The 11,376-nt window shown below is 74.5% G+C and carries 8 protein-coding genes; 5 read left to right on the top strand and 3 right to left on the bottom strand.

Annotation, left to right across the window (positions count from 1 at the left end; all coding sequences use genetic code 11):
* Positions 1 to 168 precede the first annotated feature (168 nt).
* Positions 169 to 669, top strand: a complete 501-nt coding sequence (locus AB0I91_RS26550) for an HAD domain-containing protein (RefSeq protein ID WP_499639342.1) — start codon at positions 169 to 171, stop codon at positions 667 to 669.
* Positions 670 to 682: 13 nt separating this feature from the next.
* Here AB0I91_RS26550 and AB0I91_RS26545 read toward each other — a convergent pair whose 3' ends face one another.
* Positions 683 to 967: an Lrp/AsnC family transcriptional regulator gene (locus AB0I91_RS26545; protein WP_053718754.1), complete on the bottom strand. Its 285-nt coding sequence runs from the start codon at positions 965 to 967 to the stop codon at positions 683 to 685.
* Positions 968 to 1,009: 42 nt separating this feature from the next.
* A complete protein-coding gene (locus tag AB0I91_RS26540) occupies positions 1,010 to 2,713 on the bottom strand; it encodes a DEDD exonuclease domain-containing protein (RefSeq protein ID WP_498773649.1) in 1,704 nt (567 codons plus the stop codon).
* A 93-nt stretch (positions 2,714 to 2,806) separates the two neighbouring features.
* On the opposite strand from AB0I91_RS26540, the gene AB0I91_RS26535 reads away from it, so the two are divergent.
* The 4 genes from AB0I91_RS26535 to AB0I91_RS26520 all read left to right on the top strand — a co-directional run bounded on the left by AB0I91_RS26535 (position 2,807) and on the right by AB0I91_RS26520 (position 8,010).
* Positions 2,807 to 4,156 (top strand): NYN domain-containing protein, encoded by a 1,350-nt coding sequence (locus AB0I91_RS26535; RefSeq protein ID WP_499616578.1) that lies wholly within the window; start codon positions 2,807 to 2,809, stop codon positions 4,154 to 4,156.
* 297 nt (positions 4,157 to 4,453) lie between these two features.
* Positions 4,454 to 5,494: a C40 family peptidase gene (locus AB0I91_RS26530; RefSeq protein ID WP_498773653.1), complete on the top strand. Its 1,041-nt coding sequence runs from the start codon at positions 4,454 to 4,456 to the stop codon at positions 5,492 to 5,494.
* Between the two features lie 62 nt (positions 5,495 to 5,556).
* The gene (locus AB0I91_RS26525; RefSeq protein WP_499639340.1) at positions 5,557 to 6,870 is read left to right on the top strand and encodes a basic secretory protein-like protein; all 1,314 of its coding nucleotides are present in this window, start codon (positions 5,557 to 5,559) and stop codon (positions 6,868 to 6,870) included.
* 9 nt (positions 6,871 to 6,879) lie between these two features.
* Positions 6,880 to 8,010, top strand: coding sequence for a glycosyltransferase family 4 protein (locus AB0I91_RS26520; protein ID WP_498773657.1), 1,131 nt, complete (start codon positions 6,880 to 6,882; stop codon positions 8,008 to 8,010).
* A gap of 67 nt (positions 8,011 to 8,077) precedes the next feature.
* Here AB0I91_RS26520 and AB0I91_RS26515 read toward each other — a convergent pair whose 3' ends face one another.
* Positions 8,078 to 11,023, bottom strand: a complete 2,946-nt coding sequence (locus tag AB0I91_RS26515) for an AfsR/SARP family transcriptional regulator (RefSeq protein ID WP_498773659.1) — start codon at positions 11,021 to 11,023, stop codon at positions 8,078 to 8,080.
* Positions 11,024 to 11,376 lie beyond the last annotated feature (353 nt).

The following is an 11,376-nucleotide window of genomic DNA, read 5'->3' as shown; positions in this document are numbered from 1 at the left end:
GAACCCTGCTCCCGGCGGACGCTGGCGAACCCTGCTCCCGGCGGACGCTGGCGAACCCTGCTCCCGGCGGACGCTGGCGAACCCTGCTCCCGGCGGACGCTGGCGAACCCTGCTCCCGGCGCGCGCCGGCGAACCCCTGCTCCCGGCGCCGGCGGCTATCGTGCCGTCGTGGCAGACCTCGACCGGCGCCCGTTGTTGTTCCTCGACGTGGACGGGCCGCTCATCCCGTTCGGCGGCGACCGGTACCCGACCTTCGGCACGGTCCCGGCCGGGGCGAACCCGCTGGTGGCCAGGCTCGACCCCCGGCACGGCCCGCGGTTGGCGGCGCTGCCGTGCGAGCTGGTCTGGGCGACCACGTGGATGGCCGACGCGAACGACGACGTGGCGCCGCGGATCGGGCTGCCGCGGCTGCCGGTGGTGGTGTGGCCGGAGCCGTCCGAGGCCGATGAGCACGACGAACGCGCCGGGCTGCACTGGAAGACCCGCGCCCTCGTGGCCCGGGCGGCGGGCCGGCCGTTCGCCTGGGTGGACGACGAGCTGACCGACGCCGACCGCGCGTGGGTGGCCGAGCACCACCCCGGCCCGGCCCTGCTGCACCGGGTGGACCCGCGCCGAGGGCTCGCGGACGACGACTACGCCGTGCTCCGCGAGTGGTTGGGGGCGGTCTGACCGGGGTGGTCGGTCAGGCGTCTTCGAGGCCGATGGCGAACGCCGCGTCCGTGTCGCGCTTCGAGTACGACCGGAACGAGATGTGGGTGTCCGTGTTCAGCACGCCGGGCACCTTGGAGATGTGGCCGGGCACCAGGTCGGCGAGGTCCTCGTGCCGGGCGACCTTGACCAGGGCGATCAGGTCGACGTCGCCGGCGCACGAGTAGACCTCGGTGACGCCCTCGATGTCGGCGATCGCCTGCGCCGCGTCCGGGATGGTCTCGGCGGCGGCCTGGATCAGCACGATCGCGGTGATCACAGCGGTCCTCCACAAGTCGTCGGGGTATCGACCGACCACATGCTAGTGGCCGGCCATCCGGTACTGGTCGCGACCGGCCTCGGCGCGCGCCACCCACTCCCGCCACGCGCCGGCGGCGAACGCGGGCGAGGTCCACGGGCGCTCGCAGTAGACGAGCCGCGTGCCCGGCCGGTCGATCCACCGCAGCACCACGCCGACCTCCTCGGCGGGCGCGCCGAACAGCGGGCCCTCGCCCGGGATCACCGTCTCCGCCGACGCCACCAGCGCGTCGACCACCGGCATCGGCCGCGTGCCGCGCCGCGCCACCCCGGCCGACGCCAGCCGCCCGTGCCGCACCACGGCGAACTCCCACCCGCCGGACCCGTCCGGCCGCGCGGCCACCACCTCGGGCAGCGCCGCCAGCCCCGCGAGCCGCTGAGCCCGGTCCAACGAGCGCACCAACGACGACATCCGGTCACGGCGGGTGGCGGCGTCCTCGAACCGGTGCGCGAGGGCGAGCGCGTCGATCTGCGCGGTCAGCTCCCGCAGCGGCGCGACGTCCGCACCGGCGACCAGCCGGCGGAACGCCGACGCGGCGGGGGAGTAGTCGTCCACCGACTGGCGTCCCGCGCACGGCGCCTTGCACTTGCCCAGCTCGAACAGCGCGCACGGCGTGGCGGAGGCGTTGCGCGCCGGGATCCGGATCGAGCACGCCCGCAGCGGCACGGCCTCCAGCGCCGCCTCCAGCGCCGTCTCGGCGAGCCGCCGGGACCGGAACGGGCCGAGCGCGCCCTCACGCGGCGTGCGGACCACGGAGAGGCGCGGGAACGCCTCGTCCGTCAGCACGAGCCACCACGCCTGCCCCTGGTTCTTGGAGCGCCGGTTGTAGGCGGGCTTGTGCGCGGTCAGCAGCCGCAGCTCCCGCACCTCCGCCTCCAACGAGTGCGCGCACTCCACCGCGTCCACCCGCACGGCCAGCGACACCATCTCCCGCAGCCGCTTGCGGCCCTCGCTCGCGGTGAAGTACTGCCGCACCCGTCGCCGCAGGTCCGACGCCGTGCCGACGTACAGCACCTCCTCCGACGGCCCGCGGAACAGGTAGACGCCCGGGGTGGACGGCAGGTGCGACGCGAGCGTCCGCTTGCGCCGCTGCGCCGGCGTCACCTCGGGCAGGTAGGCGACCAGCTCCTCCAGCGAGTGCACGCCGACCGAACCGACCCGCTCCAGCAGGTGGTGCAGCACCTCGACGGTCGCGCGGGCGTCGATCAGCGCGCGGTGGTTCGGCTGCACGGACACGCCGAACAGCTGGGCCAGCGCGGACAACCGGCAGCTCGGCGCCTCGTCCCGGCTGAGCACCCGGCGGGCCAGCTTCACCGTGCACACGACGGTCGGCTTGGGCCACGTGTACCCGTGCCGGGCGCAGGCGGCCTTGATGAACCCCACGTCGAAGCCGGAGTTGTGCGCGACCAGGACCGCGCCGGCGGCGAACTCGAGGAACGCGGGCAGCACCGTGGTCAGCTTCGGCGCGCCGGTCACCATCATCTGGGTGATCCCGGTCAGGGCCGCGACCTGCGGCGGAATGCCCCGCTCGGGGTCGACGAGGGTGCCGAACTCGCCGATCACCCGCCCGCCGCGCACCTTGACCGCACCGATCTCGGTGATCGCGTCGCCGTCCGCCCGGCCGCCGGTGGTCTCCAGGTCGAACACGACGAACGTGGTCTCGCGCAGCGGTGTGCCCAGTTCGTCGAACGTGAGCTGAGTAGTCATCGCGGCGCACCGTAGCGGCACCCACCGACAGTCCGGCGCGGAGCGGCGGTGATCGAGCACAGCGACGTCACGCGGCACAGCTAGCCTGTACGGGTGCAAGACCCGATCGAGCCACCGGCCGACGCGGACGACCTGGGACCGGCCCAGGCCGTCGAGTCCACTGTGGACTGGTCCGCCCTGCCCGAGCCGCTGCGCGCGCGGCTCGCGGAGTTGAGCGCGGATGCGTTGGGGGACTTGGCGAAGGTCGACATCCCGCAGTCCTTGCGCGCGGTCGCCCGGTTCGCGCCCACCAAGCGGGCCCGACTGGGCGCGCCGGTGCTCGTCGGCGGCCTGAAGTCGTCGGCGAACTTCCGGGCCGCGGTCGTCGAGTGGCTGCGGCGCAACCGGCCGGCGGCGCTGGAGGTGACCTCGCCCGACCCGGTGGCGGCCGGCGCGGCGGCGATCCTGCAGGGCGAGGAGGTCGCGTCCCACTTCATCGAGCTGGTCGGCAGGCGCGTGGCGGACGCGGCGCTGCGCTCCGAGCGCGACCTGGCCGTGCAGCGGGCCGAGCGGCTCGAAGTCGAGCTGGAGCGGCTCAAGGCGGAGCGGGCCGAGGCGGGCGGCGCGGTGGACAAGATCCGCGAGGCGTCCGAGGCCGAGCTGGAACGGCTGCGCAAACGGTTGCGCGAGCAGGGCGTGCGGCTGCGCGAGGCCAAGGACCGGGCCGAGTCGTCGTCGGCGGAGGCGGACCGGGTGCGCGCGGAGGCCGAGGCCGCGCTGCGCCGGTTGACCGCCGAACGGGACCGCGAGCGCGAGCGCGCCGAGCACGAGCGCGCCAAGGCGCAGCGGGCCGAGTCGGACGCGGAGGTGGCGCGCCAGTCGGCCAAGGAGGCGCGGCAGGCCGACGAGGTGCGGCTGGCCCTGCTGGTCGACACGCTGGACGGCGCGGTGAACGGGCTGCGCCGGGAGTTGGCCCTGGGCGGCGCGGGCCCGCGGCCGGCGGACCTGGTGCGCGGGGCCAGCGCGGCGCAGGGCGCGGTCGGCCGGGTGGAGGACCCGGCGGCGCTGGACCGGTTGCTGGCGCTGCCCGCCGTGCACTTGATCGTGGACGGCTACAACGTCACCAAGACGGGCTACCCGGAGCTGTCGCTGTCGGACCAGCGGGACCGGTTGGTGCACCAGTTGGCCGTGCTGGCGGCGCGCACCGGCGCGGAGGTGACGCTGGTGTTCGACGGCGCGGGCGTGGTGGCCGTGCCGACGTCGGCGCCGCGCGGGGTGCGGGTGCTGTTCAGCGATCCGGGCGTGCTGGCCGACGACGTGATCCGGGCGCTGGTGACCGCCGAGCCCGAGGGCCGTCCGGTGGTCGTGGTGACGTCCGACCGGGCGGTGGCCGATTCCGTCCGGCGGCGCGGCGCGCACCCGGTGCCGTCCGCGGTGCTGCTCGCACGCCTGGGCCGTGTGTGACACAGATCGTGTTTTTAACACCACCGGTGGTCACACGACCAGGTCACAGCTAGGCCGTTTGAGAACAAAGGTGAACTCGACGTGATTTCCTTGCCCCGCTAGTGGACGCCGGACCTCACTTTTCGTAACCTAGCCGAGATCTCGCGGCGAGCAGTGGTCCATCCTGGGCCGCGACGCGGGTTCACCGCCGAATCGGCCTGTCGGGGAGCCGAGCCGGAATCTCTCACCAGAGGTGTGTCGGGTTGCGTCCTGCGCCCGGCCGGCAGGCGGGATCAGACGAAGGAGACACACGCGACTGTGGCGTCGCAACGACTCAAGCGCGGCCTGCGCGGGGCGATGGCGGCCACGGCGGTGGCCGCTGCCGCGGTGGGCGTCCTGCCCGTACCCGCCGGAGCCCAGCCGAACACCCCCGCGAACGCCTCCGAGGCGCTGAAGAAGTACAACGAGCTGGCCGAGCAGGCCACCAAGCTCAACGAAGAACTCCTGCGCGCCGAAGAGCAGCGCAACGCCAACCAGACCGAGCTGGACAAGGCCAACGCCGACCTGGCGCAGGCGACCCAGGCCGGCGAGCAGGCGCGGACCGACGAGGAGACCTTCCGGGTCCAGGTCGACAAGCTGACGGAGGCGTCGTTCGAGGGCGCCCGGTTCAACCAGCTGTCGGCGCTGCTGGTGTCCGACTCCCAGCAGGACTTCCTGAACCGCATGTCCGCGCTCGGCGTGCTCGCGTCGGACAACACCGAGTCCCTCGAACGGCTCTCCGGCGCCGTCGACGCGGCCGAGGACGCCCGGCAGAAGGCGGCGGACGCCCAGGCCCGCGCGCAGGCCGCGACCGACGAGGCGATCAAGATCGCCGACGACGTCAAGAAGCGGCAGACCGACCTGCAGGGCCAGATCACCGAGGTCAGGAACCAGCTCAACCGGCTGACCGCGCAGGAGCGCAACACGCTGACCAGCGTCGGCCAGCGTGTCACCACCAACGTGCCCGCAGGCGCGGCGGGTGCGGCGCTGCAGTTCGCGCTGGAGCAGCAGGGCGACATGTACCTGTACGGCGCGACCGGTCCGGACCGCTGGGACTGCTCCGGCCTGACGTCCAAGGCCTACGCGTACGCCGGCGTGACGATCCCGCGCACCTCCGGCGGTCAGGCGGGCGCCGGGCGTCCCGTCAGCCGCGGCGAGGTCCAGGCGGGCGACCTGATCATCTACAACGGTGGCAACCACGTGGGCATGGCGGTGGACAACGCGCGGGTCGTGCACGCGTCCACCGACGGCGTCCCGGTCAAGGTGGTGCCGCTGGAGAACCCCGGCAGCATCTACGCGATGCGGCGCATCGCGGGCTGACAGTCGTCGTCCGGCAGGGCCATCCTCTATGGGGGTGGCCCTGCCGTTGACTTTGGAGGCTCGTGAGCCGTTTTCGGGGTGTGCTGGCCGCGTTGGTGGCCGTGACGTTCCTCGCCGGACTGGTCACGGCCGTGGTCCCGGCGACCCCGTCCGCGCCGCCCGCGTCGGCCGACCCCGCCGCCACCTCGCGCTCGGAAGCCGTGCGGGCGCTGCTCGAACGGCGCGCGCGGGCCGTGCTGGACCGGGACGAGACGGCCTTCACCGCGGACCTCGACCCCCTCGCCGACGCCGGGTTCCGGCAGCGGCAGCGCGACCTGTTCCGCAACCTCGCCTCGGTGCCGTTGGCGGAGTGGGAGTACGTGGCCGACCGGGAACCCGGCGCCGACGGGCGGGCCGGTGCCACGGGCGCCGACGTCACCGGTGCCCACCTCGCTGGGCTGGACCTGCCCGCAGCCGACGAGGTGTGGGCGCCGGACGTGCGGCTGTCGTACCGGCTCCGCGGCGTGGACGTGGAGCCGAGCAGCCAGGGCATGGCCTACCTGTTCACCCGGCGCGGCGACCGCTGGTACCTCAACTCCGACACCGCGCTGGAGCCCTTGGGCAAGCGCACGTGGCGCGGGCCGTGGGACTTCGGGCCGAGCCACGTGCTCACGGGCACCGGCGGGTTCGTGCTGAGCCACCCCGGCGGCGAGGTGCTCGCCGCACGGGTGCTGGCGGAGCTGGACGGCGCCGTCACGGCCGTGACCGAGGTGTGGGGCCAGGCCTGGGCGCGCCAGGTGGCCGTGCTGATCCCGGCGAGCCCGCAGGAGATGGTCGCGCTGGTCGGACCGGGGTTCGCCACCGGCGCGATCGCGGGCGTCGCGGTGGCCGACCGGGTGGACCCGGACACGCACACCGCCCGCGGCCAACGGGTGGTGTTGAACCCGGACAGCGCGGGGGCGTTGTCGCCGTTGGCGTTGCGGGTGCTGCTGCGGCACGAGATCACGCACGTCGCCGCGCGCGGCGAGACCGTGGACGGCGCGCCGATGTGGGTGCTGGAGGGGTTCGCGGACTACGTGGGCTACCGGCGCAGCGACGTGCCGCCGCCCAAGGCCGCGCCGCTGCTGGCCGCGCGGGTGCGGCAGTCGTTGCCCTCGTCGCTGCCCTCGGACGCCGACTTCCGCGGCGACGGGATGGAGCTGGCCTACCAGCAGGCGTGGTCGCTGAACCTGTACCTGGCGTCGTCGCTCGGCGAGCCGGGGCTGGTGGCGCTGTACCGGCGGCTGGCGCGGGTTCGGGCGTCCGAAGTGGACGGCGTGCTGCTGGAGGTGACCGGTGGGGACACCGCGGCGCTGGTGCGCGGGTGGCAGGAGTTCCTGCGGCGGTCGTTCCCGTAACGTGGTCGCGTGCGTCGGACCCTGCTGGTGACCAATGACTTCCCGCCTCGGCCCGGCGGAATCCAGGCCTACCTGCACGCTCTGGCCGTGCGGCTGCCCGAGCTGGTGGTGTACGCGCCGTCGTGGGAGTCGTCGTCCGGCTCGCACCCGGAGTTCGACGCGGCGCAGCCGTTCGAGGTGGTGCGGCACCCGGGGACGTTGATGCTGCCCACGCCGGACGTCGTGCGGCGGGCGTCGGACATCCTGCGCGGGGCGCGCTGTGACGCCGTGTGGTTCGGGGCGGCCGCGCCGTTGGCGCTGATGGCGTCACGGCTGCGTGCCGCGGGCGCTTCGCGGGTGTTGGCGTCGACGCACGGGCACGAGGTCGGGTGGTCGATGCTGCCGGGCGCGCGGCAGGCGTTGCGGCGGATCGGGTCGGACGCGGACGTGGTGACGTTCGTGAGCCGGTACACGCGGTCGCGGTTCGCGGCGGCGTTCGGTCCGATGGCGGCGTTGGAGCACCTGCCGTCGGGGGTGGACACGTCGGTGTTCGCGCCGTCGGCGGAGGCGCGGGCGGAGATGCGGGCCCGGTACGGGTTGGGCGACCGGCCGGTGGTGGTGTGCGTGTCGCGGCTCGTGCCGCGCAAGGGGCAGGACGTGCTGGTGCGCGCGTTGCCGGAGATCCGGCGGCAGGTGCCGGGCGCGGCGTTGCTGCTGGTGGGCGGTGGGCCGTACCGGGGCACGCTGGAGCGGCTGGCGGCGTCGGTCGGCGTGTCGGAGCACGTGGTGCTGACCGGGTCGGTGCCGTGGGAGGAGCTGCCCGCGCACTACAACGCCGGTGACGTGTTCGCGATGCCGTGCCGGACGCGCGGGCGTGGGCTGGACGTCGAGGGCCTGGGGATCGTGTACCTGGAGGCGTCGGCCACCGGCCTGCCGGTCGTGGCGGGGCGTTCGGGCGGTGCGCCGGAGACCGTGCGCGACGGCGTGACGGGGCGGGTGGTCGACGGGCGCGAGGTGGCGGAGGTGGCCAACGCCGTCGCCGCGCTGCTGGCCGACCCGGGCACGGCCGCGAAGATGGGCGCGGCGGGCCGCGAGTGGGTCACCGGGAACTGGCGCTGGGACGACCTGGCCGACCGCCTGGTCGGCTTGATCGACTCCTGAGCGTTGAACCCGGGGGTCCCTGAACGAGGGACACGCGGGTCCTGGACGTGGGACACGCGCGGTGTGGTCAGGGGTGGCCGATCTGGTCTTGCAGGTCGGCGGCGCGGGTCGTCTCGGTGGCGGCGGCGGTGTGGTCGCCCAGGGCGTCGTGGATGGTGGCGAGCTCGGTGCGGGCGGTGCGTTCGGTGATCCGCAGGCCGAGGCTGGACGTCAGGGTGACGGCCTGGGTGGCCAGCGCCTTGGCCTCCGCGACCTGGCCCAGCTGCCGGCGCACGCCAGCCAGGCCGATCAGGGCCCGCGCCTCGCCGGGCAGGTAGCCGATCCGGCGCGCCTTGGTCAGCGCCTGCTGGAACTGCTCGTCGGCCGTCCGCAGGGAACCCAGGCCCCGGTTCGCCGACGCCATCACCACCAGCACGTTCGTGGTGATCCGCTGGTCGCCGCCCTCCCGCAGCTCGGCCAGCGCCCGGTCGGCCAGGTCCAGCGCCGCCGCGTGCTCGCCCAAGTCCAGCCGCACGGACGCGGTGCTCTCCAGCACCCGTGCGGCGGCCTCGCGGAATCCCGCCTCCACCGACAGGCGCAACGCCTCGGACAGGTGGGCGAGCGCGCGCTGTGGCTCGCCCATGAGCTGTGACGCCACGCCGAGGAGCGTCAACGCGGTGATCTCGCTGCCCCGCAACCCGTGCTCCACGCTGATCGCCAGCACCTCGCCCAGCAGGTCCACCGCCTCGGCCAGCTCACCGGTCTCGATGGCCAGCACGCCCAACCCGGTCAGCACGCCCGTCTCGCCCGACCTCGGCTCGCCGGACTCGCGCTTGAGCGCCAGGCACATCTCCAGGTCGTCGCGGGCGCCCGCCAGGTCGCCCGCCTCCATCCGCACCACGCCGAGGTAGCTGCGCACGCCCGCCTCCGACGCGAGGTCACCGGACACGCGGTGCAGCTCCACCGCCCGCATGTAGTGCGCGATGGACGTGGTGAAGTCGCCGAGCCGCCAGTGCAGGGTGGCCAGGTTCTGGTGCATCGCCGCCTCGCCCGCCACGTCCCGCTGCTCGTGCGCGGCGTCCAGCCCGTACTGCGCGGTCGTCAGCCACTCGGTGACGTGCTTGCCGCTCCACAGGTAGCCGCGCAGCCCGTCGGCCAGCTGCCACGACATCGCGGCCGGCCCCCGTTCGGCCGCCGAGCGGATCGCCGCGGTCAGGTTCGGCCGCTCCGCGTCCAGCCACGCCCGCGCCTGCGTCGTCGTCTCGATCCGCGGCAGCCGCACCGCCCGCCCGGCGGGCGCCGGCAGCCGCATCAGGTCCGGGTACAGCAGCTCGGCGCAGTGGTCGACGGCGCGCACGTAGAACTCCAGCAGCCGCACGCGCGCCGCGGCCACGTCCTCGTTCCCGGCCTCCGCCATCTCGGCCGCGAACCGCGCCAGCTCGTCGTGGAACGCGTACCGGCCGCGGTCGGCGGCCACCAGCCGTGCCCTGGTCAGCTGCCCGAGCAGCGCGGCGGCCTCCGGCACGGTCAGCTCGGCCGCGTTCGCCGCCGCCTCCGTCGTGAAGTCCGGTCCCGGCACCACGCTGAGCAGCGCGAACAGTCGCCGCGCGCCCGGCGTCAGGGCGGCGTGCGCCAGGTCGAGCGGACGGCGGTCGCCCAGCTTCTCCAGGTACCGCACCACCGAACCGCCGGCCACCGACGCCGCCGCGATGTGCAGCGTCAGCGGCAGGTGCCCGCACCGCCGCGCCAGCTCCTCCGCCGCCGGCCCGGACCGGCGCAGCACGGCCAGCGACTCGTCCGGCCCGAACACGTCCAGCCCGACCCGCCGGGCGCCGTCGACGGCGATCAGCCCGCGCAGGTCGTCGCGGCTGGTCACCAGCACCGGGCAGCTCGCCGCGCCGGGCAGCAGCGGGCGCACCTGGTCCGGCGCGGCGGCGTTGTCCAGCACCAGCAGCATCCGCCGGCCCGTCAGCAGCGACCGGAACAGGGTGCTCTGCTCGTCGGAGTCCACCGGGATCTGCTCCGGCGGCACGCCGAGCGCGCGCAGGAACCGGGTCAGCACCTCCACCACCGGCGTGGCCGGGCCGGAGGCGTACCCGCGCAGGTCCACGTACAGCCGACCGTCCGGGAACCGGTCGCGCAGCCGGTGCGCCACGTGCACCGCCAACGCCGTCTTGCCCACGCCGGGCACGCCGGTCAGCGTCACGATCGGCACGGCCGTGCGCGGGCCGTCCGGCGCGATCAGTCGGGAGATCCGCTCGACCAGCTCGGTCCGGCCGACGAAGCCCGGCACGTCCGGCGGCAGCTGGTCGGGCACGTCCGGGTCGACCCGCTCGGCGGGCGCGGCCAGGCTCGGGTCGCCGACCAGGATCGCCTGGTGCAGCTCGCGCAGCGCCGGGCCGGGCTCGATGCCCAGCTGCTCGCCGAGCAGCCGGTCGACCAGCCGGAACGCCTCCAGCGCCTCGGCCTGCCTGCTGCCCCGGTACAGCGCCACCATCAGCTGCGCCCAGAACCGCTCCCGCAGCGGGTGGTCCGCGGTCAACGACCGCAGCACGGGCACCAGCCGCTCGTGGTTGCCCAGCGCCAGCTCGACGTCGTTGCGCTCCTCGTGCACCACCAGCAGCCGCTCGGCCAGCCGCGGCACCTCCTCGTCGCGCAACGCCTCCGACGGCACGTCCGACAGCGCCGGCCCGCGCCACAGGCCGAGCGCCTCGGCGTACAGCTCGGCGGCGTCGGCCAGGTGCCCGGACTGCGCGGCCTGCCTCGCCAGCCCCGCCGTGGTGGTGAACCGGTGCACGTCCACCTGCTCCGGCGGCACCACCAACCGGTAGCCGTCCGAAGTGGTCCGGATCAGCGACGGGTCGCCGAGCAGCTGCCGCAGCCGCATGACGTAGGTCTGCAGCGTGCCGCGGGTGCGCGCGGGCGGGTCGCCGCCCCACAGGAAGGAGACCAGCTCGCCAATTGAGACGGCACGGCCCGCGCGCAGCGACAGGGCAGCCAGCAGCGCCCGGTGCTTACCTGCCCGAACGGGCACCGGTCGACCCTGTATGCGCACCTCGAGCGGGCCGAGAAGGCCGAACCACGGCCCAGCGCCCATCCTTGCGTCCCCTCGTTCCGCCTCGCTGTGGCACAGCCTAGGGCGGGCGCTGACGGCACGAGTCATCGCCGCGTCAGCGATACGACAGCGCGCTGCGGCACGCTATGAAGCGTCCCGGTTGGGGGACCGGGACAACAGAACTTCTCGGGTCCGCGTCAGCGGATACGCGATCACTGGGGGTCGAGTGGCCTGCGTCTTCGGACGCAGGCCACTCGTCTGTGTTGGATGGCCGCGACCACCCCGCGAGGTCGCGTCGGTCGTTCGCGACTCATTTTCCGGCGATCACGCTT

Source organism: Actinosynnema sp. NPDC049800 (assembly GCF_040656635.1).
Taxonomy (GTDB): Bacteria; Actinomycetota; Actinomycetes; order Mycobacteriales; family Pseudonocardiaceae; genus Actinosynnema.
The sequence above is the reverse complement of the archived record's forward strand: the minus strand, read 5'-3'. Positions and strand labels throughout refer to the sequence as shown.

What these genes read in the sequence shown, in the direction of transcription:
- AB0I91_RS26540 (WP_498773649.1), bottom strand. Translation starts at nt 2,713, where the DNA reads ATGACTACTCAGCTCACGTTCGACGAACTGGGCACACCGCTGCGCGAG.